Source organism: Kribbella sp. NPDC004138 (assembly GCF_053603655.1).
In genome coordinates this window covers 67921-92198 of sequence record NZ_JBSGFZ010000013.1, presented here as the reverse complement: position 1 = coordinate 92198, position 24278 = coordinate 67921, and the positions used below count along the sequence as shown (strand labels likewise).

Annotated in this window: 22 protein-coding genes; 15 read left to right on the top strand and 7 right to left on the bottom strand. The window is 68.7% G+C overall.

All coding sequences use genetic code 11. The features are described 5' to 3' along the window. Positions 1 to 7 precede the first annotated feature (7 nt). Positions 8 to 1468 carry a CCA tRNA nucleotidyltransferase gene (locus ACWEOO_RS19760; protein WP_452144218.1) on the top strand — a complete coding sequence of 487 codons (1461 nt, stop codon included), beginning with the start codon at positions 8 to 10 and terminating at the stop codon, positions 1466 to 1468. Here ACWEOO_RS19760 and ACWEOO_RS19755 read toward each other — a convergent pair. Continuing rightward, the gene (locus tag ACWEOO_RS19755) at positions 1443 to 2237 is read right to left on the bottom strand and encodes an aminotransferase class IV (RefSeq protein ID WP_452144217.1); all 795 of its coding nucleotides are present in this window, start codon (positions 2235 to 2237) and stop codon (positions 1443 to 1445) included. The genes ACWEOO_RS19760 and ACWEOO_RS19755 overlap by 26 nt on opposite strands. An 18-nt stretch (positions 2238 to 2255) precedes the next feature. Between ACWEOO_RS19755 and ACWEOO_RS19750 the strand changes: the two genes are divergently transcribed. After that, entirely contained in the window at positions 2256 to 2867 is a 612-nt protein-coding gene (locus ACWEOO_RS19750; protein WP_452144216.1) for a hypothetical protein, read from the top strand. Here the strand turns inward: ACWEOO_RS19750 and ACWEOO_RS19745 are convergent. After that, on the bottom strand, positions 2864 to 3313 hold the full coding sequence (locus tag ACWEOO_RS19745) for a GNAT family N-acetyltransferase (protein WP_452144215.1): 450 nt from the start codon (positions 3311 to 3313) through the stop codon (positions 2864 to 2866). The two genes, ACWEOO_RS19750 and ACWEOO_RS19745, sit on opposite strands and share 4 nt — an antisense overlap. A gap of 68 nt (positions 3314 to 3381) precedes the next feature. Here ACWEOO_RS19745 and ACWEOO_RS19740 point away from each other — a divergent pair, with 68 nt between their 5' ends. Beyond that, positions 3382 to 4611 carry an amidase gene (locus tag ACWEOO_RS19740; protein WP_452144214.1) on the top strand — a complete coding sequence of 410 codons (1230 nt, stop codon included), beginning with the start codon at positions 3382 to 3384 and terminating at the stop codon, positions 4609 to 4611. On the opposite strand, the gene ACWEOO_RS19735 is transcribed toward ACWEOO_RS19740, so the two are convergent. Beyond that, a complete protein-coding gene (locus ACWEOO_RS19735; protein WP_452144213.1) occupies positions 4602 to 6497 on the bottom strand; it encodes a discoidin domain-containing protein in 1896 nt (631 codons plus the stop codon). The genes ACWEOO_RS19740 and ACWEOO_RS19735 overlap by 10 nt on opposite strands. A 113-nt stretch (positions 6498 to 6610) precedes the next feature. On the opposite strand from ACWEOO_RS19735, the gene ACWEOO_RS19730 reads away from it, so the two are divergent. The 3 genes from ACWEOO_RS19730 (at position 6611) to ACWEOO_RS19720 (ending at position 11819) form a co-directional block, all read left to right on the top strand. Then, the gene (locus ACWEOO_RS19730) at positions 6611 to 7633 is read left to right on the top strand and encodes a LacI family DNA-binding transcriptional regulator (RefSeq protein ID WP_452144212.1); all 1023 of its coding nucleotides are present in this window, start codon (positions 6611 to 6613) and stop codon (positions 7631 to 7633) included. Positions 7634 to 7696: 63 nt separating this feature from the next. Further along, a complete protein-coding gene (locus tag ACWEOO_RS19725) occupies positions 7697 to 9148 on the top strand; it encodes a M81 family metallopeptidase (RefSeq protein ID WP_452144211.1) in 1452 nt (483 codons plus the stop codon). Positions 9149 to 9692: 544 nt separating this feature from the next. Then, entirely contained in the window at positions 9693 to 11819 is a 2127-nt protein-coding gene (locus tag ACWEOO_RS19720) for a prealbumin-like fold domain-containing protein (protein WP_452144210.1), read from the top strand. 38 nt (positions 11820 to 11857) lie between these two features. Here ACWEOO_RS19720 and ACWEOO_RS19715 read toward each other — a convergent pair whose 3' ends face one another. After that, positions 11858 to 12445: a TetR/AcrR family transcriptional regulator gene (locus tag ACWEOO_RS19715; protein WP_452144209.1), complete on the bottom strand. Its 588-nt coding sequence runs from the start codon at positions 12443 to 12445 to the stop codon at positions 11858 to 11860. 56 nt (positions 12446 to 12501) lie between these two features. Between ACWEOO_RS19715 and ACWEOO_RS19710 the strand changes: the two genes are divergently transcribed. The 6 genes from ACWEOO_RS19710 to ACWEOO_RS19685 are packed head-to-tail and all read left to right on the top strand — an operon-like array spanning position 12502 to position 17952. Further along, complete coding sequence (locus ACWEOO_RS19710; protein ID WP_452144208.1) at positions 12502 to 13743, top strand: acyl-CoA dehydrogenase family protein; 1242 nt, start codon at positions 12502 to 12504, stop codon at positions 13741 to 13743. Beyond that, a complete protein-coding gene (locus tag ACWEOO_RS19705) occupies positions 13740 to 14543 on the top strand; it encodes an SDR family NAD(P)-dependent oxidoreductase (protein ID WP_452144207.1) in 804 nt (267 codons plus the stop codon). Before ACWEOO_RS19710 ends, ACWEOO_RS19705 begins: the two co-directional genes overlap by 4 nt. A 5-nt stretch (positions 14544 to 14548) precedes the next feature. Then, positions 14549 to 15598, top strand: coding sequence for a phosphotransferase family protein (locus ACWEOO_RS19700; protein WP_452144206.1), 1050 nt, complete (start codon positions 14549 to 14551; stop codon positions 15596 to 15598). Further along, entirely contained in the window at positions 15599 to 16252 is a 654-nt protein-coding gene (locus ACWEOO_RS19695) for a histidine phosphatase family protein (protein WP_452144205.1), read from the top strand. Between the two features lie 8 nt (positions 16253 to 16260). Continuing rightward, positions 16261 to 17004, top strand: coding sequence for an SDR family oxidoreductase (locus ACWEOO_RS19690; RefSeq protein WP_452144204.1), 744 nt, complete (start codon positions 16261 to 16263; stop codon positions 17002 to 17004). Next, a complete protein-coding gene (locus ACWEOO_RS19685) occupies positions 17005 to 17952 on the top strand; it encodes an LLM class F420-dependent oxidoreductase (protein ID WP_359935018.1) in 948 nt (315 codons plus the stop codon). A gap of 15 nt (positions 17953 to 17967) precedes the next feature. On the opposite strand, the gene ACWEOO_RS19680 is transcribed toward ACWEOO_RS19685, so the two are convergent. The 3 genes from ACWEOO_RS19680 to ACWEOO_RS19670 form a co-directional block, all read right to left on the bottom strand. Next, positions 17968 to 18390: an MmcQ/YjbR family DNA-binding protein gene (locus ACWEOO_RS19680; RefSeq protein ID WP_452144203.1), complete on the bottom strand. Its 423-nt coding sequence runs from the start codon at positions 18388 to 18390 to the stop codon at positions 17968 to 17970. 87 nt (positions 18391 to 18477) lie between these two features. After that, positions 18478 to 20367 (bottom strand): sensor histidine kinase, encoded by a 1890-nt coding sequence (locus tag ACWEOO_RS19675; RefSeq protein ID WP_452144202.1) that lies wholly within the window; start codon positions 20365 to 20367, stop codon positions 18478 to 18480. Then, on the bottom strand, positions 20357 to 21055 hold the full coding sequence (locus tag ACWEOO_RS19670) for a response regulator transcription factor (RefSeq protein ID WP_452144201.1): 699 nt from the start codon (positions 21053 to 21055) through the stop codon (positions 20357 to 20359). The genes ACWEOO_RS19675 and ACWEOO_RS19670 overlap by 11 nt, the downstream gene beginning before the upstream one ends. A 113-nt stretch (positions 21056 to 21168) precedes the next feature. Between ACWEOO_RS19670 and ACWEOO_RS19665 the strand changes: the two genes are divergently transcribed. The 3 genes from ACWEOO_RS19665 to ACWEOO_RS19655 are packed head-to-tail and all read left to right on the top strand — an operon-like array spanning position 21169 to position 24193. After that, positions 21169 to 22215: a hypothetical protein gene (locus tag ACWEOO_RS19665; protein WP_452144200.1), complete on the top strand. Its 1047-nt coding sequence runs from the start codon at positions 21169 to 21171 to the stop codon at positions 22213 to 22215. Continuing rightward, positions 22212 to 23507, top strand: a complete 1296-nt coding sequence (locus ACWEOO_RS19660; RefSeq protein ID WP_452144199.1) for a peptidoglycan-binding protein — start codon at positions 22212 to 22214, stop codon at positions 23505 to 23507. The genes ACWEOO_RS19665 and ACWEOO_RS19660 overlap by 4 nt, the downstream gene beginning before the upstream one ends. Next, entirely contained in the window at positions 23504 to 24193 is a 690-nt protein-coding gene (locus ACWEOO_RS19655) for an ABC transporter ATP-binding protein (RefSeq protein ID WP_355693776.1), read from the top strand. The genes ACWEOO_RS19660 and ACWEOO_RS19655 overlap by 4 nt, the downstream gene beginning before the upstream one ends. Positions 24194 to 24278: the final 85 nt, after the last annotated feature.

Sequence of the window (24278 nt, the reverse complement as noted above, 5' to 3'; positions counted from 1 at the left end):
GTTCCCCGTGTCACCCTTTGCCGACCAGTCAGCCTCAGCCGGATCGTTGTCCGCGGTACAGCAGCGCGCCGTCCAGGCCCTGCTGCAACTCGCTCCGGTCGTCGACGAACTGGGATCCCGGTTCACCGCCGCGGGCCACGAGATCGCGCTGGTCGGCGGTCCGGTCCGGGACATTCTCCTCGGCCGGGGGAGCAAGGATCTGGACTTCACCACGTCAGCGCACCCGGACGTGATCGAGCGGTTGCTGTCCGGCTGGGCGGACCATGTCTGGGATATCGGCAAGGCGTTCGGCACCATCGGTTGTCGCAAGGGTGAGTGGGTCCTGGAGATCACGACCTACAGGTCGGAAACCTACGATCCCACCTCGCGCAAACCGGAGGTGGCCTACGGCGACTCCCTGGAGGGCGATCTGGCCCGCCGGGACTTCGCGATGAACGCGATGGCGGTCCGGCTGCCGTCGCGGCAGTTCATCGACCCGTACGGCGGGATCGAGGACGTCGCGAACCGCCGGATCCGGACGCCCGGGACACCGGAGGACTCGTTCTCCGACGACCCGCTGCGGATGATGCGGGCGGCCCGGTTCGCCGCACAGCTCGGCTTCACGCCGGACCTGGCCGTGGTCGCGGCGATGACCGCGATGGCCGACCGGATCACGATCGTGTCCGCCGAGCGGGTCCGGGACGAACTGGAGAAGCTGATCTGCTCCGATCACCCGCGGATCGGGCTCGACCTGCTGGTCTCGACCGGCTTGGCCGAGCACGTGCTGCCCGAGCTGCCGGCCCTGAAGCTCCAGGTCGACGAGCACCATCGGCACAAGGACGTCTACCAGCACTCGCTCACCGTCCTCGATCAGGCCATCGATCTGGAGTCTCGTCTCTCTGTTTCGACGCCGGATTTCGTCGTTCGGTTCGCGGCGCTGATCCATGACATCGGTAAACCGAAGACGAAGCGGAACGAAGCCGGCGGCAAAGTGACGTTCCATCACCACGACGTGGTCGGGGCCAAGCTGGCCCGCAAGCGGATGAAGGCGCTGCGGTTCAGCAACGAGCAGATCGACCAGGTCAGCAAGCTGATCGAGCTGCACCTGCGCTTCCACGGGTACGGCGACGGCGAGTGGACGGACTCCGCGGTCCGCCGCTACGTCCGCGATGCCGGCGACCAGCTCGACCGGCTGCACATCCTGACCCGGGCGGATTGCACGACCCGCAACCGCCGCAAGGCGGACTCGCTGCGGGCCGCGTACGACGACCTCGAGGAACGCATCGAACGCTTGCAGGAGCAGGAGGAGCTCGACGCCCTGCGCCCCGACCTCGACGGCAACCAGATCATGGAGATCCTCGGCATCCCGCCGGGCCGCGACGTCGGCGAGGCCTACAAGTTCCTCATGGACCTCCGCCTCGACCAGGGCCCGCTCGGCGAGGACCGCGCCCGGGAAGAGCTCCTCACCTGGTGGTCGAACCGCTCCTGATCGGTTGCGCGGGGACGGCCGCGTAGGCCTTCGCGATGGTGTCCGCCGAGATCGGGTGCGGCTCGTACGTTGCGGTGCCGTCCTGCGTGGTGATCGAGGCGACCGGGAGCGCCGGGTCGATCGAGTTGGTGAGGTACGCGGCGTCGTACGTCGTCAGGTCGGCCAGCGGGACCGGCATGGTGGTGTAGTCGTCCAGGCCGCGTTGGAGAACCTGCTGGCGGATGCCAGGGAGTGCCGGCGCCGACGGGAAGACGAGGTGCGGCCCGCGGGCGAAGCAGATGTTCCAGATCGAGGCTTCGGAGATCTCGCCGGTCGCGCTGTAGAAGACGGCGTCGTCGTAGCCGGACCGTTCGGCCTTGCGGGCGTAGTAGGTGAGGTCGAAGGTGCCGGTGTGCTTCAGGTGCGGGACACCGCGCTCGTGCTGGAACGCAAGCAGACGCAGCGGCTCGGTGCCGGCCGGGACCGGCGGGCCGACTCGGATCAGCAGGTGAAGCTCGTCGGTGGCGAAGACGTTGACGCGGATCGAGAGATCGCCGGTACCTGCCTGCTCGAGCGCCGCCTGCAGGTCGCGACGGACCCGATCCTCGGGCAACGGCTGCCCGAAGACCTCCCGCGTGCTGCGGTCCAGGCGCTCGAAGTGCAGCTCCAGCCCGTCGACGTGCCCGTCGCGCACCTGCATCGACGTGAAATGCCCGTACGCCGTTGCTCGCAGCAACGTCGCGTCGACCGCCGGTGACCGGGTGCCGTCCAGCAACAGGAAATCGCTCACAGGCCCTAGTCTCGCCGTGTGGACGTGTGGAGCATCATCGGGTGGGGCGGATCCGCGCTCGTCGTGTTGTCACTGCTGCAGACCCGGATCCTGCGGCTGCGGGTCCTGAACCTGGTCGGCTGCGTGATCCTGGTCGGGTTCAACGCCGTGGTCGGCGTGTGGCCGATGGTCGGCATGAACGCGGTGCTCGCGGTCATCAACGTCGTGCACCTGTGGCGGCTGCTCCGGCACCGGCACGACGAGAAGGAGTACCAGGTGCTGCAGGTGGACGAGTCCGACGAGTACCTCGGCTACATCCTCGACCGGCACCAGAAGGAGATCACCCGGTTCAACCCCGGTTTCACGCCCGGCACCAGCCAGTACGCGTTCCTGGTGCAGCACGGCGACCGCACCGTCGGCGTCGTCCTCGCACACGATGCCGGCGACGGCCGGGCGCAGATCGATCTCGACTACGCGGTCCCGAAGTACCGCGACTTCACGCCGGGTGAGTTCGTCTACCGGCGCAGTGACGTCTTCACCGATCGCGGGTTCCGACAGGTCCTCGCGTCGCCCCGGATGCGCGACTCCACGCCGTACCTGAAGAACCTCGGCTTTCACCGCGACGGCGACGACCTGGTGCTGAACCTCTAGATGTCCTTCGCGTAGCAGAGCGAGGCGATCTCGTTCTCGAAGGGCGGGTACGGCGGGGTGGGGCGGTAGCCGTGGTTCGTGTAGAGGGCGATCGCTTCGACCTGCTTGGTGCCGGTTTCGAGGCGGAGCCGGGTCATTCCGCCGGTGCGGGCCGACGCCTCGACGGCCTCGAGCAGGATGCGGGACAGGCCCCAGCCGCGCGCGGAGGGAGCGACGTACATCCGTTTGATCTCGCCGACGCCCGGCGCGACCGGTTGCAGGCCGACGCAGCCGACCGGTGCTCCATCCAGCGTGAGCAGCGTGAACGCGATGTCGGGATGCAGCGCGACGAGCGGCTGGTCCTCGCCGTACATCGCCGCCAGTTCGGCCTGTTGCGCCGTGGTCAGGGCCAGTACTTCCGCGTCCGTCGGCGGTGCCGGCCGCAGTTCCACTCCCTCGATCACCATGCCATCGGACGGTAGCAACACGGCGTGACGCTCCTGTTTCCGTTTCCTCTCCGTGGTCTGATGGGCGAGTGAGGACGTTGGAGGAGACTGCCGCGCTGGTGCGGGCCGGCGTGCTGGATCCGGTGCTGCTGGTCGAGGACGCGTTGACGCGTGCGGCTGCCGTGGCGCACCTGAACGCCATCGTGCACCTCGACGTGGACGGTGCGCGCAAGGCGGCCGCGGTGCACGACCGCACGGGTGCGCTCGCCGGGGTGCCCGTGCTGGTGAAGGAGATCGTCGAGGTCGAAGGCCTGCCGTACCGCTGCGGGTCCGCGTCGATGGACGAGGTCGCTCGCCAGGACGCCGAGGTCGTACGCCGGTTGCGCGCCGCGGGGGCGATCGTGATCGGCCTCTCGCACACCCATGAGTTCGCGTACGGCTGTACCGGCACGTCGAACCGCGTCGGCCCGTGCCGCAACCCGCACGACCCGTCGCGGATGACTGGCGGCTCCAGCTCGGGCTCAGCAGCCGCGGTGGCGGCCGGGGTCGTCCCGCTCGCGATCGGGACGGACACTGCGGGCTCAGTACGCATCCCGGCCGCGCTGTGTGGAGTCGTCGGCTTCAAACCGACCTACAACACGCTGCCGACCGACCGCGTCTTCCCCCTGTCCCAGACCCTCGACCACGTCGGCTTCCTGACCCGCACTGCCAGAGACGCCAGCTACGCCCTGACTGCCCTGACCGAAACCACGACCCCCGAGCCCAGCGCTCGGTCTCGCCTCGGCATCGTGACGAACGCTGAGTACCTACACCTCAGTCCTGAGGTTCGCAGTGCCTGGCTGGCGGCTGTGGAGAAACTCGACACAGTTGACGTGCAGCTGCCCGATTGGTCCACAAGTTTCTCCACAGCTGCGAATCTGCAAGGCCCGGAAGCGGTTGCCAACCACAAGGACCGGATTCAGGACAGCTACCAGCCAGACGTCCGCCAGCGCCTGCGCGAAGCCGCGCTGGTGCAGCCGGCCGAGTACGAGCGAGCCAAAGAACAAGCAGCAGCGATCACGGCCGAGCTCGACGCGGTGCTGGCCACGGTCGACGCGGTCATCACCCCGACAGTCCTCACCACAGCCCCGCCACTCACCACCCCCGACGCCGACGTACGCCGGCAACTACTGAACAACACCCGCCTGGCGAACCTCACCAGGCACGTGGCCGTCAGCCTGCCGATCCCGGCTGACGGCCTTCCCGTGGGCCTGCAGATCATTGCTGCGAGCAATGAGCAGGTGGCCGCGGTCGCGTGCTGGATCGAAGCTCAGCGGTAGACCCGCAGATCCGCGAGGCTCCACCAGTTACCGGCAGTGCCGTTCTGCGTGACCCGGATGTACCGTGCCCGCGTAAGCGGCAACTCGGCCGTCGTCAGCTGACTGCTCGACGTACCAGTGGCAACGGTCCGCCAGCTGCTCCCGTCGTTGCTGACAGCAACCGTATGGCCGTGCGCGTAGTCACCGATGTTCCCGCCGCTGTCCAACGCGACCTGCCGGAACGTCTGTGCCTTCCCCAGGTCCACCTGCACCCACTGACCTGGTGCCTGCGCCGTCTTGCTCTGCCACACGGTCGATCCGTCCGCGTCGATCAGCAGACCGGCATCGGCTCCGTTGATGCTCGCCGACGCGCTCTGCGGCGTCAACTGCTGCGGCGCGTCCGCTGCCGTCCGTCCCCAGGTGAAGGTCGCGATCGACCCGCCTGGCAGTTCGTACTCGAAGGTCTCGTCTCCGAGCGCCACAGCGAACGAGCGCGGATCGTCGTTCTCGTTGTGGACAAGGAGCGCCGTCGTACCGTCCGGGTTGCGGAACGCGGCCGACATCAGCTGCCCGTTCCACCCGGTCGTCCCGTACGACGTGCTTGCGATCCGCACCGCGCCCGGCTTCACGAACTTCGACAGGTGGCCGATCGTGTAGTACTCCGCGTCCGTCGACACCGTGCCGTCCGGCTGCAGGGTCACCAGGCCGGTGCACGTGTCGCAGCCGCCGAGGTGCGGGCCGCCGGTCGAGTCGAGGGCGATGTTCCAGTTCACGACCGACTTCGCCCAGTTCCGCGTCGTACCGAGCATCAGCGTGCGGGCATGCCAGGTGAGCGTGCCGCGGAAGATCTGCGGTGGGGTGTCGTTCGGCCCGTGCGAGCCGGAGCACTCGGTGAACCAGATCCCCTTCGACGGGAAGGCCTTGTGCAGGTCGGTCTGCTTGGACGGGTCGCCGGAGTAGCAGTGGTACGCCGTACCCGCGATCCACTTCGCCGCCGAGGTCCGCAGCAGCTTGTACGGGTAGTCGGTCTCCGGGTCCTCACCGGGCGGGGTGGAGGCGATGTCGCCGGGGTGCGTGGTCCAGTTGTGGTCGTAGCCGAGGATCTTGGTCCGCGGGCTGACCTCCTGCAGCAGCGGACCCAGGGCGGTGATCACTGCCGCTTCCTGGCGGACCGGCAGGTCCGTGCCGGGGTACGCGCTCGGCTTGCGGTTCTGCGGCTCGTTCTGGATCGAGAGGAAGTCGACAGGTACGCCGGCCCGCGTGTACGCCTGCACGAACTTCACCAGGTAGCGCGCGTACGCGTCGTACACCTTCGGGTCGTCCCTGAGGCGGCCGCCGACGAGTGAGTCGCCGGTCTTCATCCAGGCCGGCGGGCTCCACGGCGTGGCCATCACCTTGAGCTGCGGGTTGAGCTGCTTCGCGCGGCGGAGCAGCGGCAGCACCTGCTGCTCGTCGTGGGCGATGCTGAAGTGCCGCAGTCCGAAGTCCGTCCGGCCCGCGGGTACGTCGTCGTACGTGTAGTGCTCGGCCGCTGCCGTGAAGTCGGACGAGCCGACGGGCTGCCGCAGGAAGCTGACGCCGATGCCCTGTCGCGGGTCGAACAGCGACCGCATCGTCTGCTCGCGATCGGCCGGGCTGAGCCGGTACAGGACGTCGGCGGACGAGTCGGTGATCGAGGCGCCGAAGCCGTCCATGGTCTGGTACGTCGTGCGCGGGTCGACCGTGATCGTGGTCCGGTCGCTCGCGCCGTCGTGGAAGGTGACCGGCGCGCGCTCGTGCAGCAACTCGGCGCGGTCCGGTGTGGTGACCCAGACCTGGACCTGGGTCGTCGGGGGCTGGGCCTGGGCGGGCCCGGTGAGTGATGCCGCCGCGAGAGCAAGGGCGACGCCGAAGACGGGTGTTCTCATCGCACTCCTCAGGGATGAAACAAACGGCCACAGAAAACGCTCGCCGCCGAGGACTGTCAAGGTCTGGGAGCGTGGGTTTAGAGTGCTGAGCGTGAAACAGACGGATGTAACAAATGCCACGTGCTAAAGCGACCGTTCGGGACGTCGCGGCGGCGACCGGGGTGTCGATCGCGACGGTGTCCCGCGTCCTGAACCAGGCGGGCAGCGTGGCGCCCGAGACCCGGCAGCTCGTCGAGCAGGCGATCGAGGAACTCGGCCTGCGCGCCCCCGCACCGCGTGGCGGTACGGCGAAACCGGTCGACGGAGCCGTCTACGTGCGGTGTCCGTACGTGCTCACCGACTACTTCGGGCTGATCGTCTCGTCGATCGCCGAGACGCTCGACCGTCACGGCCGGCAAGTTGTCCTGAACGCCGGCGAGGCCGCGCAGCACGAGCGCGTGCTCGGCCGGCTGCCCGCCCAGCGCTCACTCGCCGGCGCGATTCTGATTCTTCCGCCGGAGTCGAGTGACGAGCTGGTCCGGCTGAGTGCGCGCCGTTTCCCGTTCGTCGTCGTGGACCCGCGGACGGCGCTTCCGCCCGACATCCCGTCCGTGTCCGCTGCCCACCACTCGGGCGCGCGGCAACTCACGACGTACCTGACCGGGCTGGGGCACACCCGGATCGGCGTGATCGCCGGCCCGCGGGAGTGGCTCGCTGCCGATGCCCGGCTCAGCGGTCATTCCGCGGCCCTCGCCGACGCCGGCATCCTGCCCGACCCCTCGCTCATCCGCCACGACCAGCCGACCACGCAGCACGGCTACCGCGCCGCGGGCGATCTGCTCGACCTCGATCCCCGCCCGACGGCGCTGGTCGCCTTCAACGACAAGGCCGCCGTCGGAGCGCTCCAAGCCGCTCATGAGCGCGGCCTGTCAGTGCCCGGCGATGTGTCGATCGCCGGCTTCGACGACCTCGACCTCAGCCGCGCCACGACCCCTCAGCTCACCACGGTCCGCCAGCCCCTGCAGGAGATGGGCCGGATGGCCGTCAGCCTCCTCATCCGCCTCCTGGACCGCCACGCCCTAGAGGCCCTGCACGTGGAACTGGCCACCACCCTTACCCCCCGGGCCTCAACGGCCCCACCACCCGACCTTCGCTGACCCAGTGTCCAGATGCGGAGTTAGGCCGTGCGCGAAACGGCTCGGTTGTGGCAGGTTTTAGACATGAACCTTCGGATCGGCATCGCCGGGATCGCCATCGAGTCCAGCACGTTCTCGCCACACCGGGCCGGCCTCGCCGACTTCGACGTCCGCCGCGGTGACCGCATCCTGGAGCGGTACGACTTCCTCGGCAAGGACTGGGCGCAGGGGATCGAGTGGGTCCCGCTGCTGCACGCACGCTCCCTGCCCGGCGGAGCGGTTCTGCCGGAGGTGTACGACGACCTGTCCGCCGAGATCATCACGCGCCTCGAGAGTGCCGGTGAGCTGGACGGGTTCTTCTTCGACATCCACGGCGCGATGAGCGTCGTCGGGCGACAGGACGCGGAGGCCGACCTGGCCACGCGGATCCGGGCTGTGCTCGGCCCTGACGTGCTGGTGTCCGCATCGATGGACCTGCACGGCAACGTGTCCCGCGAGCTCGGTACGGCGGTCGACCTCATCACCTGCTACCGGATGGCGCCGCACGAGGACGCGATGGAGAGCCGCGAACGCGCCCTGCGGAACCTGGTCGAGCGGGTCCGGTCCGGGCTCGGGAAGCCGGGGAAGGCGTGGGTGCAGGTGCCGGTGCTGCTGCCGGGTGAGAAGACCTCGACGCGGCTCGAGCCGGCCAAGTCGATCTACCAGCGCGTCGGCGAGATCGCGGACGAACCTGGCGTTCTGGACGCGGCCGTGTGGGTCGGGTACGCGTGGGCCGACGAGCCGCGGTGCCGGGCCGCCGTCGTCGTCACCGGCGACGACGACGCGCTGATCACCGAGCGCGCTGCCGAGTTGGCGCGGGCGTACTGGGACGCCCGGGACGGGTTCGAGTTCGTGGCGCCCACCGGAACCCTGCACGAGTGCGTTGCGGCCGGGCTCGCTTCCACCGCGCGGCCGTTCCTGATCAGCGACTCCGGCGACAACCCGACGGCGGGCGGCGCCGGTGACACGTCGTGGACCCTCGGTGAGCTGCTCACGATCGAGGAACTGACCTCCGGCAAGGCCACCGCGATCCACGCCAGCATCGCCGACGCCGAGGCGGTCGCCGCCTGCGTCGCCGCCGGCGTCGGCAACCCGGTCGAGGTCACCGCCGGCGGCAAGGTCGACTCCGGCCCCGCGGGCCCGGTCGTGCTGTCCGGCACCGTGTTCTCGATCTCCGAGGATCCCGTCGGCGGGACTGTCGCGGTCGTGCAGGTCGGCGGCCTGCACTCGATCCTCACCACCCGCCGCAAGCCGTACCACCACATCGCCGACTTCACCCTCCTCGGCCTCGACCCCGCGACCACCGACCTGGTCATCGTCAAGATCGGCTACCTCGAACCAGAGCTCTACAACCTCGCCGCCGATTGGCTCCTTGCGCTCACCCCAGGCGGCGTGGACCAGGACCTCCTCCGCCTGGGCCACCACGGTGTACAACGGCCCCTGTTCCCCTTCGACCCTGACATGGGAGACCCCGACCTGAAGCCCGAAAGAATCTGACCCACGCGTCCGTGGTGGGCCGTGGCGCTGTGCCGGTAGGTGAACGCGGGCGGTAGTTCGCGACCGCCGGTAGTAGCCGCGAAAGTGCACTGTGCCGAGGCGGGTGCGGTGGCGCGGGTTTCATTTCTTGCCCTGGGCATCGGTGCGATGTCTTGCTGGCGGTGGGGGGTGGGTGTAGCTTCATAACGCCTCGTGATCGTGGTGCTGGGGGTAGCGCTTACGTGGGTGACGCTGATCGTGACGGAGCGTCGCTTGGGGTGGGGACCCGAGGCCGGCGACGTTCCAGGTGGGGGGACCCATGGGCCGTCGACGTGCGCCGGACGAGGTCCGGCCGACCGGCCGTGCTCCGCCGTGTTTGCGGCGTGCACCCGGCGATCGCGGGCGCGTCCATGCCGCCCCGATCACGCCGTCGATCCGCCGGCCGCCGTTCTGCTGACGGCAGGACGAAGCCGCGTCCGCACGAGTAAGCCTCTCTGCTCCCTATCGCTCCCCGGACACGACCGCAGTACCGCAGTTTCGTGCTCAAACAGAAGGGCACACCACCGTGACATCGCGAACAGAGCCGCGGACGCTTCGGCGTTTCCGGCGTCCCCTGATCCTCGCGTCCGGCGTCGCGCTGCTGGCGGCGGCCTTGGTGCCGAACGCCAACGCGAACCTGGCCGGGAGCAGCTTCGAAGGCAACGACGGCAACATGATCGTCAACACCGGCGGAAACACCGACTGGGTGAACGCCCCGAACCGTGTCCGCGGCGACGACCTGACCAGCGGTTCGTCCGACAACTCGTTCGGTCAAGGCACGAAGGAAGACGACCCGAACGTCACCGTGGTCACCGGTTCGATTCCGCCGCAGAAGAGCGACCTCACACGCTTCTACGTCGCCAGCGAGACCGCAGCCAACGGCAAGGTCTACCTGTACTTGGCATGGGAGCGGTCGAACGTCCTCGGTTCGGCCAACATGGACTTCGAGATCAACAAACTGGCGCAGCCGAACCTGACCACGACCGGCCAGAAGACGCTCAACCGGAGCGCCGGCGACCTGCTGATCACCTTCGATTTCACCAACGGTGGCGGCAACCCCGTACTCGGCCTGCTCAAGTGGACCACCACGGGCGCGGCAAGCCAGTGCTTCTCGGCGAACTCCCTGCCGTGCTGGGGCCAGCGGGTCGACCTCAGCGCCGCCGGTTTCGCCGAAGGTGCGGTCAACGCCGGCACCATCACCGAACCGATCGCCGGTGGGACTCTCGCCGGACTGGAGTTCGGTGAGGCAGCCATCAACATGACCGATGCCGGAATCTTCCCGGCCGGTCAGTGCACCGCGTTCGGCAGCGCGTTCCTGAAGAGCCGCTCGTCGGCGTCGTTCCCGGCCGAGGTCAAGGACTTCGTCGCACCGCAGCCGGTGAACATCGCGAACTGCGGCAAGATCATCATCCGCAAGGTCACCGAGAACGGCGACGCCTCGTTCGGCTACACCACAACCGGTGGACTCAGCCCCTCGACGTTCAACCTGTCCAACGGTGGCATGCAGACCTACAGCAGCGCGACCCAGGTCCAGGCCGGCAACTACAGCGTGACCGAGTCGACCCTGCCGACCGGCTGGACGCTGAAGAACCTCGCCTGTACCGCGACCGGTACCGGGACCAGCTACTCGCTCAGTGGTGCGACAACGAACATCACGATGGCGCCTGAGGGCGTGGTCGACTGCACCTACACCAACCACATCAACAAGCAGCCGGCCATCACCACCACGCTGTCGGCAGATACGGTCGTGGTCGGAGGCACAGTGCACGACTCCTCGACCCTGACCGGAGCGACGGCGAACGCCGGTGGAACGGTGACCTACACCGTGTACTCCGACTCCACCTGCTCCACGAGCTTCGCGGACGCGGGGACCAAGACGGTGACGAACGGTGTCGTGCCCGACTCCGACGCGGTCACCTTCAACTCGACCGGTGACTTCTACTGGCAGGCCGCCTACAGCGGGGACTCGAACAACGACCCGGCAACCAGCGTCTGCACCAGTGAGCATCTGGTCGTGACCAAGAAGTCGCCGACCATCGCGACCACCTTGTCGGCCGCGACCGTCGAGGTCGGCGGCAGCGTTCACGACTCGGCGACGCTGAGCAACGCCACGGCGAACGCCGGCGGGACCGTGACCTACACGGTCTACACCGACAACGCTTGCTCGACCGGCGCGCAGAGTGCCGGCACGGTGAACGTGACGAACGGCGTCGTGCCTGACTCCAACGCGATCACGTTCAACACCGCGGGCGACTACTACTGGCAGGCCGTGTACAGCGGCGACGCCAACAACAACGGGGCGACGAGCGTGTGCACCAGTGAGCACCTCGTCGTGACCAAGAAGAGCCCGGCGATCAGCACTGCACCGAACCTGATCCCGAACGACGACGCCACGATCAGCGGCGCCCTCACTCCGACGGGCACGATCACGTTCAAGCTGTTCGCTCCTGCTGACGCGACCTGCGCCGGCGCCGGGGCGTACACGCAGACGGTGACCGTGAACGGCAACGGGACGTACAGCACGACCAACACGTCCTTCGTCGCGAGCACGCTCGGGACCTGGCGCTGGCAGGTCACCTACAGCGGCGACACCAACAACAACCCGGCCACCTCGGCCTGCGGCGTGGAGCGCTTCACTCTCGCCAACGGCTGACAGTCCGATCGGGGCCGGTCGTCACGGCCGGTCCCGATCTACAACTTCCGCAGCATCTGGAGGGCCTCGATCGAGTGGTCGACGAGGTGGTCGGCCGAGTACGGCCGATCCGCCTCGGGGAGACCGGACCACTCGATCGCCAGGTCCTCGGCGTACGACAGCCAGGCGTGGATGCGGAGGTAGTCCTGGGAGGTGGGCTCATCGGCCACGTCGGGCGTGCCCAGGTAGGTGAGGACGCGCTTGGTCAGGCCCGCGCGCGTCTCGTCGTACACCTTGACGGCGAAGTCGTCGCCGCCGGCGGCGCCGCGGACGAACGAGATGTACGCCGTCCGGCGACGGGTGATGAACGCAACGAACTGGACGAGCATCTCGCGCAGCTGCTCCTCGGGCGGCAGCGCGTCGTCCGGCTTCGTGACCCGGAGCAGGCGGCGGCCGGCCGCGGAGATGACCGCGAGGTAGTAGTCGCGCTTGCTCGGGAAGTAGTGGAACAGCAGTCCGCGGGAGATTCCGGCCTCGGCGGCGATCGCGTCGATGGACAGCTCATGGATCGGTTGGTCGCGAAGCATCATCAGGCCGATCTTGACCAGTTGCTTCTTGCGGTCTTCCGCTGACAGCCGGTGATCCATGCTATTGAGCATTGCTTAGAGGCCCGCTACGGTCAAGGCGAGGGAGAGGAGTCTTGATGGGGTTCGAACCTTCGGCCCGGGCTCAAGAGCTGATCACCCGCGTGGAAGCCTTCCTGCGGAGCGAGATCGAGCCGGTCGAGGCGGAGCTGCACCATGCGATCCGCACCGCCGGTGACCCGTGGCAGCCGCAGCCGCTGATCAAGGACCTGCAGGCGAAAGCCCGCGACGCAGGCCTGTGGAACCTGTTCCTCCCGCCCGCGGAACCAGGCAACGAGCAGTACGGCGTAGGCCTCAGCAACCTCGATTACGCCCCGATCGCGGAGCTGACCGGCCGGTCCTTCATCGCGCCGTACATCTTCAACTGCAACGCACCGGACACCGGGAACATGGAGGTCCTGCTCCGCTACGGCAACGACGAGCAGAAGAAGCGCTGGCTGGAGCCGCTGCTGGACGGCACGATCCGCTCCGCGTTCTGCATGACCGAGCCGGACGTCGCGTCCTCCGACGCCACGAACATGCAGGCCACGGCGGTCGTCGACGGTGACGACGTCGTGCTGAACGGCCGTAAATGGTGGAGCACCGGCGTCGGTCACCCGGACTGCGAGCTGCTCATCTTCATGGGCCTGACCTCCCCGGACGCACACCGGTACGAGCGCCACACGATGGTCCTCGTCCCGCGCGACACCCCGGGCGTGAAGGTCGAGCGGCTGCTCCCCGCGATGAGCAGGTACGACGAGCCGCACGGCCACGGCGAGGTGTCCTTCACCGAGGTTCGGGTGCCGGCCGCGAACATCCTGGTCGGACCGGGCCGGGCGTTCGAGATCGCCCAGGGCCGCCTCGGTCCGGGGCGCGTGCACCACTGCATGCGGCTGGTCGGCCTGGCCGAGAAGGCGCTCGAGCTCGCCCTGCAGCGCGGCACCAGCCGGACCGCGTTCGGCAAGCCGCTGGTCAACCTCGGCGGCAACCGTGAGCGGATCGCGGACGCACGGATCGCGATCAACCAGGCTCGGCTGCTCGTGCTGCAGACCGCGTACCTGCTGGACACGCAGGGGCTCGTCGGAGCGTTGAGTGAGGTCAGCCAGATCAAGGTCGCCGTACCGCGGATGGCGCAGGACGTCATCGACATGGCGATCCAGTTGCACGGCGGCGGTGGGCTGTCCGAGGACTTCCCGCTCGCGGCCGCGTGGACGAGCGCCCGCGCGTTGCGACTGGCCGACGGCCCCGACGAGGTGCATCGTGGGGTGATCGCGAGGATCGAGCTCGCGTCGTATCTCGCGGCCGCTCAGGAGGCGAAGTGAGTCGGGTTCTCGTCACCGGTGCCGCGAGCGGGCTGGGCGCCGCCCTGGTCGCCCGGTTCGTTGCTGACGGCCACCAGGTGCTCGGCACCGACGTGTCGACGGACGCTCCGGGGAGTACGCCGTACCTGAAGCTGGACGTCCGCACCCCGGAGGACTGGGACGCCGCGGTCGCGTGGTGCGAGGAGAACTGGGGTGGCCTGGACATCCTGGTGAACAACGCCGGTATCGCGACCGGCGGGCGCATCGACGTCGAGACGCTGGACGAATGGGACCGGGTCGTCGACATCAACCTGATGGGCGTGGTCCGCGGTTGCCGGGCGTTCGTCCCGCTGTTCAAACGGCAGCGCGCCGGTCACATCGTGAACACCGCGTCGGCGGCCGGCCTGGTCCATCCGCCGATGATGAGCTCGTACAACACGGTGAAGGCCGGCGTCGTCGCGCTCTCCGAGACGCTGTCGTACGAGCTCCATCCGTACGGCGTGACCGTGTCGGTGGTCTGCCCGTCGTTCTTCCGGACCAACCTCGCGGACTCGATCCGCGGTGCGGACAGCGCGATGGGCGCGACCGCGCGGCAGCTGATCGAGAAGTCGCCGCGGTCCGCGGACGACATCGCGGTCGCAGTCATCGACGGGATCAAGAAGCAGCGGTTCCTGATCGTCCCGGACCGGCCGGCACAGCTCGCCTGGCTGACCAAGCGGTTCGCCCGCCCGCTGTACGACCGCCAGATGCGCAGGATCGCCGCGCGTGCGGACGAACGTGCTGAGCACGGAGCGGAGACACGACCGACGGACGGGCGGTGACGGGCGTGCCGGACGGTGCTCGGCCGGTGCGGGACGAGGACGCGTTCGACGTACCCGCCGTCGACGCCTGGCTGCGGGCGCAGACCGCGGTGCCGGACGGGCTGCCCGAGGTGAAGCAGTTCTCCGGCGGGGCCTCCAACCTCACCTATTTACTGAGCTATCCGGGACACGACCTGATCCTGCGGCGGCCGCCCGCGGGGACCAAGGCGAAGAGCGCGCACGACATGGGCCGCGAGTTCCGGATCCAGCAGAGCCTGAAGCCGGTCTTCCGGTACGTCCCGGAGATGGTTGCCCACTGCAATGACGAGACGGTGATCGGCTCCGAGTTCTACGTGATGGAGCGGGTCGTCGGGACGATCCCCGGGCATCACCAGCTGGGCGTCGACCTCACTCCGGCCCAGACCCGTCAGCTGGGGTTCACGTTGATCGACACGCTCGCCGAACTGCACGCCGTCGATCCGGTCGCCGCCGGGCTGGCTGATCTCGGGCGCGGTGCCGGGTACGTCGAACGCCAGGTCAACGGCTGGTCCGAGCGCTACCGCAAGGCGAAGACCTGGAACGTGCCGAGCTACGAGAAGGTGATGGCGTGGCTGGTCGCGCATCAGCCGGCCGACGTACGCACCTGCGTAATCCACAACGACTTCCGGCTCGACAACGTCGTCCTGGCGCCGGACGATCCGCTGCGCGTGGTCGGCGTACTCGATTGGGAGCTGGCAACGCTGGGGGATCCGTTGATGGATCTCGGCAGCGCGCTCGCCTACTGGGTGCAGGCCGACGACGACTGGGCGTTCCGCCGCTTCAGGCTGCAGCCGTCCGACGTGCCCGGCATGCTCACGCGGGCGGAGATCGTCGAGTATTACGCGAAGCAGTCGGGGCTCACGGCGGACAACTGGGCGTTCTACGAGGTGTTCGGGCTCTTCCGGCTGGCAGTGATCGCGCAGCAGATCTACTACCGCTATCACCACAAGCAGACCCGGAATCCGCGCTTCAAGAACTTCTGGTTGCCCGTGAACCTGCTCGAGCGGCGCTGCCGCAGGATCATCCGGCAGGCGTGAGTGCCCGCCATCTATCTGATCCGGCATGCGCAGGCGTCGTTCGGTGCGCGCGACTACGACAAGCTGTCCGCCCTTGGTGAGCAGCAGGCGGCGCGGCTCGGCGAGACCTTCGCGGACGTGAAGCCGGCGCTCGTGCTGTCCGGATCGATGCGCCGGCATCAGCAGACCGCGACGCTCGCGGGATTCACGGCGGACGTGGATCCGGGGTTCGACGAGTTCGATCACCAGGAGGTGATCGTCGCGCACAAACCGGCGTACCGGCGGCACGCGGTGATGGTGGCCGATCTCGCGCGGACCGGCAATCCGCGCCGAGCGTTCCAAGAGGTGTTCAGCGCCGCGACCCAGCGGTGGATCGACGGCGGCGACGGGTACACCGAGACCTTCCAGGCGTTCTGCGAACGGTCCGAGGCCGCGGTACGACGGACCGCCGAGCGGCTCGGGAAGGGGGAGACCGCGCTCGTCTTCACGTCCGGCGGGCCGATCGCGGCCGTCGTGAGCCGGCTGCTGTCCGGCGGCGACGGGCTGTGGACGAAGCTGAACCCGGTGACGATCAACACCGCGATCACCAAGGTCGTGTCCGGTCGCGGCGGGCTGACCGTGGTGAGCTACAACGAACATGTCCAGCTCGGCGCGGACCTGCTCACGTACAGATAGGACACCCGATGCGACGGAACATCCTGATCACCGGCGCCAGCTCCGGCCTCGGTGCGGAGATGGCGCGGCAGTTCGCCGCGAAGGGGCACGACCTCGCGCTGACCGCACGGCGTACCGAACGGCTGGAGGCGCTGCGGACCGAGCTGGCCGAGCGCCATCCACAGATCACAGTTGTTGTCCACAGTTTGGATGTGACCGATCACGACCAGGTGTTCAAGGTGTTCCGGGCGATCGACGCCGAGCTGCCGCTCGACCGGGTCGTCGTGAACGCCGGCCTGGGCAAGGGCGCGCCGCTCGGCACCGGCAGGTTCGACGCCAACCGCGACACCGCGCTCACCAACTTCGTCGGCGCGCTCGCGCAGGTCGAGGCGGCGCTCGAGCTGTTCCGCGCGCGGAACGCCGGCCACCTGGTGCTGATCGCGTCGATCTCCGCGCTGCGCGGCTTCCCGAAGACGATCACGACGTACGCCGCGACCAAGGCCGGGCTCGCCTCGCTCGGGGAAGGATTGCGGCTGGAGCTGATGGGCAAGCCGATCAAGGTCAGCACGATCTATCCCGGGTACATCCGGTCCGAGATGAACGAGCACGTGGAGCGCGCGCCGTTCATCGTCGACACCGAGATCGGGGTGCGCGCGATGGTCGCCGCGATCGAGGCGGAGAAGGCGAAGGCGTACGTGCCGGCGCGGCCGTGGTGGCCGCTCGCGCAGGTGATGCGGTTCGCGCCGCTGCCGGTGCTGAAGAGGATGATCTGAATGCGCTGGGGCCTGACGGTGCCGCTGACCGGCGTACCGCTGCGGGAGCATCGTTCGTTGATCTCATCGTTGTTCGACCTCGGGTACACGGATCTGTGGTCGGCGGAGGTGGCCGGTGCGGACGCGTTCACTCCGCTCGTGCTCGCGTCCGAGTGGGACTCTTCGTTGCGGCTGGGGACGGCCGTCGTACCGGTGCACACGCGGGGGCCGGCCGCGTTGGCGATGAGTGCCGCGGCGCTGGCGGATCTCGCGCCGGGGCGATTCGTGCTCGGCATCGGGGCGTCGTCGGAGACGATCGTGACCGGGTGGAACGGGATCGCGTACGACCCGCCGCTGGCGCGGACCCGCGACGTGCTGCGGTTCCTGCGGCAGGCGTTCGCGGGGGAGAAGGTCGACGGGGAGTTCGACAGCTTCACGATCCGGCGGTTCCGGCTGGAGAAGGCGCCGGACGTGCCGCCTGCGATCATGCTCGCCGCTCTCCGGCCGCAGATGCTCCGGCTGGCCGCGCGGGAGGCCGACGGGGCGATCACGAACTGGCTGTCCGCGGACGACGTACGCCGGGTGCGCGCCGAGCTCGGCCCGGACAAGGAACTCGCCGCGCGGATCTTCGTGTGCGTCACCGAGGACGCGGAGATGGCGCGCAACATCGGGCGCTACCTGATCGCGACATACCTGACCGTGCCTGGGTACGCCGCGTTCCACGACTGGCTGGGCCGCGCCGAACTGATGAAACCGATGCGCGACGCCTGGTCCGCCGGCGACCGCAACGCCGCGATGGCCGCCGTCCCCGTAGAGCTCGTCGACGACCTGATCGTCCACGGCACGCCCGCCCAATGCCGGGCCCACATCAACCGCTACGTCGAGAACGGCCTCGACACCCCCATCATCGCGACGCTCCCGACCGGCACCAGCCTCCTCGAAACCGCCCGCTCACTCACCCCGAACTAACGGTGGCAGCGCGGGTCAGCTCAACCGGTGCTCTCGCAGCCACATCGTTGCGCGGCGGTTCGAGGCGCGGGACAGCCAGGCGTCCTGGATGATCTCGGTGAGCTCCTGCCGGGACAGTTCACCCAGCTCGCCGGCCCGGACGAGGACCGATGGGTGGCCGTCGAAGTGCGGTGTGGTGAAGAACGGGTTGGAGTCGTCGGACACCAGCGCGAGCTTCTCGGTCTCGGACTCGACCCAGATCATGATCACGTCGTCGTACTTCGCGCCGCTCACCGGATCCACGGCGTCCGGTCGCGGCGTCCGGAAGAACACGAACGACTTCCCGCCGACCTGGTACACGGGCCGATCAGTCCCGTCGTCGCGCTCCCACTTGGTGACGTGCGGCATCCCTGACGCGATCGCGTGTACGTCGGCCACCCGCGCTTTCCTCGCGCCCATGCGTCCGAGTCTAGGAGCGACGGGCAGCTCGACAGGTAGTGCACCCTTGAGACGCCGTACGCGCGGACGCCATCACGCTCAGGTGCACTAGGGGCTTGCCCGATACCTCCTGTCGAGCTGCACATCCGGACCCGCCGGGATCCAGATGGTGAAGGTGGAGCCGTCGCCTACCTGGCTCGTGACGGTGATGCGGCCGTGGTGGGCTTCAGCTAGGTGCTTGGTGATGGCCAGGCCGAGGCCGCTGCCTCCGGTGGTGCGGGTGCGGGAGACATCCGCGCGGTAGAAGCGGTCGAAGAGGTGTGGGAGGTGTTCCGCCGCGATGCCGGTGCCGTTGTCACTCACGCTGAGGTTGTAGCCGTTGTCCACAGGCCGTACGCCGACCTGCACTTGGCCGCCGGGTGGTGTGTACCGGATGGCGTTCGAGACCAGGTTGCCGAGAGCCTGACGAATGCGTGCGCCGTCGACAACCGCCGGCGCGGGCCCACGAGCTTTGGACGAGAGGGTGACGGCGGCCTGCTCAGCGGTCGGCCGGTGGGCCGAGACAACCTGCTGCACCAACTCCGACAGGTCGCGCTCGGCGGGGTGCAGGCGGAGCATGCCGGCGTCGGCGAGAGCCAGGTCCTGGAGATCGGCGACCAGGTGTTCGAGCAGAGCCGTTTCCTCCAGCAACGAGGTGACGAGCGCATGATCGAGCGGCACCACGCCGTCCTCCGACGCGACCAGGTAGCCCTTGATGTTCGCCAGCGGTGTCCGCAGCTCGTGCGCCACATCGCTGACCATCGCCTTGCGCTGGAAATCGTGCCGCTGGATCGCCTCGGCCATGTCGTTGAACGCGTGCCCGAGCCGCGCGACCTCGTCCTTCCCGCTCACCGGCACCCGCGCCGCGTGGTCGCCGTTCCGCATCCGCTGCGCCGCACCGGTCAGTGCCACGATCGGCCGGACCAGCCGGCGCCCCGCGAAGAGCATCACCAGTGCCGCGATCAGCAGCACGCCGAGCGCGGTGGCCGCCGTACGGAGCAGGCCTTCGCCGGAGAAGACGTCGAACGTGCTCTTCGCCCCGAGGTAGAGCTTCGCGGGCGGAGCGACGTACGGCGTAAGCGCCTGGACACGGGCCTGCTGGAGACAGTTGCCGAACGTGTCGCCGGCGAGTTCCTTCACCGTCGGGTCGACGGACTTCAGGCCCTGGAACTCGTTGACCTTGTAGTCGATCCCGGCGGCGTCCAGGCAGGCGGTCGAGCGCCTGACCTCGTCGTCGTTGACGATCTTCGCCTTCGCGCTCGGCGCGGTCAGACCGGTCGGCATGCACTCGTCGTCCGCGAGCGTGTTGGCCTTCTCCACCCGGACGCCGGCCACGGACTGCGTCGACTCGACCATCACCTGGGGGACGGCCCCGGCGATTCGGTTCACACTCGCCGGCTTGCCCTTGGCGGTGGAGCAGTCCGCCGCCTGCTGCGCGAGCTTGTCACGCTCCTTCAGTTCGTCGTCGGTCAGACCCCATTCCGGGTAGGCGACGAACGGCGGCCCGATCGCGGCGGTTGCGACGAATCCCCCGGTCGCGGCGACGGTCTTCCGCGCGGCGTACACGGTCATCGCGCCGCTCAGCTTCCCCAATCCGGAGGTGCGCACGTCGACGGTTGCCGCCGGCACCGACGGCAGGTCGGGCGCGGCGCCGAGCATCCGGGCCGAGTCCGCGATCACCTCGCCGGTCTCGCTCGTCACCGCGATCCGCCGGCCGAGCTTGTCGGCCAGGTCGTGCACCAGACGGTCCACACCCGACCAGGTCGGATGATCGGCGGCGTACCGCGTCAGCTCGCCGTAGATCTCGCCGTCGACCTGCAGCTGACCCGTGTTCGCGTCGATCTCGCCCTGGAGCTTCTCCGACGTGCTGTACGTCGCGATCACCGCGGTCGCGATCACGGCCCCGAGCGCGACCGCGAGCGACAGCCCGAGGAACCGGACCAGCACGCTACGACGCATGGCTGACCGCCTTGTCGGCGAGCTTGTAGCCCACGCCGTACACGGTCTTCAGGTACGCCGGGGCGTTCGACGACGGCTCGATCTTCTTCCGCAGGTTCATCACGTGTACGTCGACGGTCCGGTCGAACACGTAATGGTCGAAGCCGAACGCGTGCTCGAGCAACTGCTGCCGCGAGAACGCCCGCCCGGGGGAGGCCGCCAGGCAGGCGAGGATCTTGAACTCGGCCGGCGTCAGCTCGACCAGGCGGCCCGCAAGCCGGACCTCGTGGCGGGCCGGATCGATCTCCAGTTCGCCGACCCGGTACACCTCGCCCTCGGCGCGGCTGCGGGTCCGACGCAGGACCGTGCGGACCCGGGCGACCAGTTCGCGTGGGTTGTACGGCTTGGTCAGGTAGTCGTCCGCGCCGAGATCGAGGCCGAGCAGCAAATCGTCCTCGGTGGAGCGGGCGGTCAGCATGATGATCGGCACGTCACCGTCTGCCCGGAGGACGCGGCAGACGTCCAGGCCGTCGACCTTCGGCATCATCACGTCGAGCACCAGCAGGTCCGGGCTGCGCCGGCGGGCCTCGTCGATCGCCTCCCGGCCGTCGTGTACGACGACGGTCAGGTGCCCTTCCCGCTCGAGGTACCGCCGGATCAGCTCCGCCTGCTTGAGGTCGTCTTCGGCGACCAGGATCCGCGCTGGCATAGTCCTCAATGTCGCCGAAAGACATGAGAATCCGATGAAGATCGGCTGAGAGCATCAGGTGCAAACGGGACCTTCACAGGTTCTTCACCGCCCGGGCGGCACGCTCCACAGCCATGAAGACAACTGCACTCGCCGTGGTGGCGGTCCTGGCGCTGGCCGCCTGCGGGAACGACAAGGCGCCGGTCGCGTCCGACCAGAAGAGCGACAAGAGCCCGCTCGCGGAGTACATGGGCGACGGCTTCGTCAGCTCGTCCGGCGGCGGCGGGTTCAAGATCGCGATGCGGGCCGGCGGCGCGCAGCAGCCGACGGAGGAGGACCTGGCCAAGCAGCGCAAGGTCGAGGACGCGACCGTGACCTGCATGAAGGCGGCGGGCTTCGAGTACGTCGCCGTACCGCCGGAGCAGAACGCGAAGAGCAAGTTCGCTGACGCGTTCAACCTGCCGCCGGACAAGTTCGCCGAGCAGTACGGGTACGGCATCAGCACGATCGACTGGTCGAAGGCCGGGGAGGACGACTCGAACCCGAACACCAAGATCCGCGCCGCGCTGTCGCCCGCCGCGCAGAAGGCCTACGACAAGGCGCTCAACGGCCCGAACGCGAATGGGAACGGCGCCGTTGTGATCCAGGGCGGTAAGGACGGCCCGAGCTCGAGCGGCGAGATGGACCTCGGCTGTCGCGGCAAGGCGGTCAAGCAGGTGTACGGCGACGACTCGAATCGGAACGTCGACTTCAAGAAGTTCGACAGCCTGTTCAAGGACATCCAGGCACTGCAGAAGCGGATCGAGTCCGACCAGCGGGTCGTGGACGCGACCACCGCCTGGACCGACTGTCTGGCCGACGCCGGACACTCGGGATTCAAGAAGGTCGACGACCCGCGCCAGCAGATCCAGCAGAAACTCGACACGCTGACCGGGAACAAGCCGCCGGCGAAGAACGGCCCGGCCCAGGTCAGCGGCCCGCCGTCGTTCGACAAGGTCGACGCGACCAAGCTGGCCGAGCTGCGCAAGTCCGAGATCGACCTGGCGGTGGCGGACCAGAAGTGCAAGGCCAAGGGGTACGAGGACGCGTACAAGAAGGTCCAGTACGAGGCCGAGAAGGAGTTCGTCGACCAGCACAAGTCCGAGCTCGAGGCGTACCGCGACGAGATGGCGAACCGGTGACCGCTTCGCCCAAGTCCCGGCGCCGGGTGCTCGTCAGCGTGGCCGGCGTGGCCGTCGCCTCCCTGGGAATCGGTGTGGTGGCGGGCAGCCGGATCAGCTCGCCGGAGGACGCCGCCGCCAAGACCGCGGCCCCGAAGGCCTCCCAGATCACGGTGCCGGTGGCGAAGAAGGCCCTGTCCAGCAAGGTGGTCGGCCGGGGTGACGCGTCGTTCGACGGCGCGGTGAACATCCGGGTCGAGACCAGCGGGATCAAGACGGCGCCGATCGTGACCGGCAAGGTGCCCGCGGTCGGCTCGACGCTCACCGAGGGCAAGGCGCTGCTCGAGATCACCGGGCGGCCGGTGATCGGGCTGGCCGGCGTCCTGCCGATGTACCGGACGCTGTCGCCCGGAAGCAAGGGACCTGACGTGCTGCAGCTCGAGCAGACGCTGGACCGGCTGGGGCTCGACCCCGGGGACGTCGACGACGAGTACGACCTGGACACCTCGGCGGCCGTGGAGCGGCTGTACGAGAACGCGGGATACGACGCCCCGGCGGCGGACGAGCAGTTCACCCAGGCCGTCGACCAGGCGAAGAAGCAGGTCGACGCCGCGAAGAAGCAGCTCCGGCAGGCGCAGTCGCAGCTGAAGGCGGCCAAGGACGCCAAAGCGAAGGACACATCAGTTCAGCAAGGCGCTGTGGACGACGCCGAAGAGAACCTCGCCGACGCGAAGGATGCGCAGAACGAGGCCGAGTTCAAGGCCGGTACGCCGCTGCCGGTGTCCGAGGTGGTCTACGTGAAGACGCTGCCGCGCCGCGTCGACGACGTGAAGGTCGAGCGCGGCGGGACGGTGAACGGTGTGGTGATGTCGGCCAGCGGTGCGTCGCTGGTCGTCACGGTCAAGGTCGACGCGGAGACCGCGCAGCGGCTCAAGGCGGGGATGGCGGCGACGCTGGATCTCGGCGACAGCGTCTCGGTCGCCGGGAAGGTTCGCCGGGTCACGAAGAACGGCAATCAGTACGACGTGGTGGTCGCGCCGAACACGCTGACCGCCAGCCAGTTGGCGCTGCTGCGAGATGCGAACGTACGGGTGACGATCCCGGTGAAGAGCACCAGCGGCAAGGTTCTCGCCGTCCCCGTGGCCGCGCTGTCGTCCGGATCGGACGGTGCGTCGCGCGTCGAGGTCCTGCGGAACGGGAAGGTCGAGCTGGTTCCGGTCGCGGTCGGGCTGACCGCGGACGGGTTCGCGCAGGTCACGCCCAAGGGCGACGCGAAGCTGACCGAGGGCGACCAGGTGGTGGTCGGGCGATGAGTACCGCAGTGGCTTTACCGGCGCCGGTCGTCGAGATGATCGGCGTACGGCGGTTCTTCCCGGGACCTCCCGAGGTACGGGCGATCGCGGGCGTCGACCTGACCATCCGGCAGGGGGAGTACCTGTCGATCGTGGGGCCGTCCGGGTCGGGGAAGTCGACGCTGCTGCACCTGCTCGGCTTGCTGGACAACCCGACGGGCGGGGTCTACCGGCTCGACGGCGTGGACACGATGAGCCTGCGGGAGCGGCGGCGCGCCGTACTGCGTGGGGAGCGGATCGGCTTCGTGTTCCAGTCCTTCCACCTGCTCGACCACCGGACCGTGCTGGAGAACGTGGCGCTGTCGATGGTGTACGTCGGGGTGCCGCGGCGGCAGCGGATGGCGCGCGCCCGAGTCGCACTCGAGCGGGTCGGGCTGTCGCACCGGATGGAGTTCGCCCCGACCACACTCTCCGGCGGTGAGCGGCAGCGCGTCGCGATCGCGCGGGCGCTGGTCGCCGAACCCAGCCTGCTGCTCGCCGACGAGCCGACCGGCAACCTGGACAGCGCGAACGCGGAGGCGATCCTGCAAGTGTTCGACGAACTGCACGCCGAGGGCATGACGCTGGCCGTCATCACCCACGACGACCACGTCAGCCGCCGGGCCCAGCGCCAGGTGCGCATCGTCGACGGGACCCTCCAGTGGTAACCGAAGCAGGCCCCCCGGACCCGACCGGCGGGCCGTCCACCTCACCCGGGAGCGGCGCGGCGCGGCGGCGCGCGCGTCCGCGGGT

Bases quoted from the DNA above. Each gene is read 5' to 3' on its own strand.
- ACWEOO_RS19745 (WP_452144215.1), bottom strand. From the start codon at position 3,313: ATGGTGATCGAGGGAGTGGAACTGCGGCCGGCACCGCCGACGGACGCG.
- ACWEOO_RS19735 (WP_452144213.1), bottom strand. From the start codon at position 6,497: ATGAGAACACCCGTCTTCGGCGTCGCCCTTGCTCTCGCGGCGGCATCA.
- ACWEOO_RS19730 (WP_452144212.1), top strand. From the start codon at position 6,611: ATGCCACGTGCTAAAGCGACCGTTCGGGACGTCGCGGCGGCGACCGGG.
- ACWEOO_RS19725 (WP_452144211.1), top strand. From the start codon at position 7,697: ATGAACCTTCGGATCGGCATCGCCGGGATCGCCATCGAGTCCAGCACG.
- ACWEOO_RS19715 (WP_452144209.1), bottom strand. From the start codon at position 12,445: ATGGATCACCGGCTGTCAGCGGAAGACCGCAAGAAGCAACTGGTCAAG.
- ACWEOO_RS19710 (WP_452144208.1), top strand. From the start codon at position 12,502: ATGGGGTTCGAACCTTCGGCCCGGGCTCAAGAGCTGATCACCCGCGTG.
- ACWEOO_RS19690 (WP_452144204.1), top strand. From the start codon at position 16,261: ATGCGACGGAACATCCTGATCACCGGCGCCAGCTCCGGCCTCGGTGCG.
- ACWEOO_RS19685 (WP_359935018.1), top strand. From the start codon at position 17,005: ATGCGCTGGGGCCTGACGGTGCCGCTGACCGGCGTACCGCTGCGGGAG.
- ACWEOO_RS19680 (WP_452144203.1), bottom strand. From the start codon at position 18,390: ATGGGCGCGAGGAAAGCGCGGGTGGCCGACGTACACGCGATCGCGTCA.
- ACWEOO_RS19675 (WP_452144202.1), bottom strand. From the start codon at position 20,367: ATGCGTCGTAGCGTGCTGGTCCGGTTCCTCGGGCTGTCGCTCGCGGTC.
- ACWEOO_RS19670 (WP_452144201.1), bottom strand. From the start codon at position 21,055: ATGCCAGCGCGGATCCTGGTCGCCGAAGACGACCTCAAGCAGGCGGAG.
- ACWEOO_RS19665 (WP_452144200.1), top strand. From the start codon at position 21,169: ATGAAGACAACTGCACTCGCCGTGGTGGCGGTCCTGGCGCTGGCCGCC.
- ACWEOO_RS19655 (WP_355693776.1), top strand. From the start codon at position 23,504: ATGAGTACCGCAGTGGCTTTACCGGCGCCGGTCGTCGAGATGATCGGC.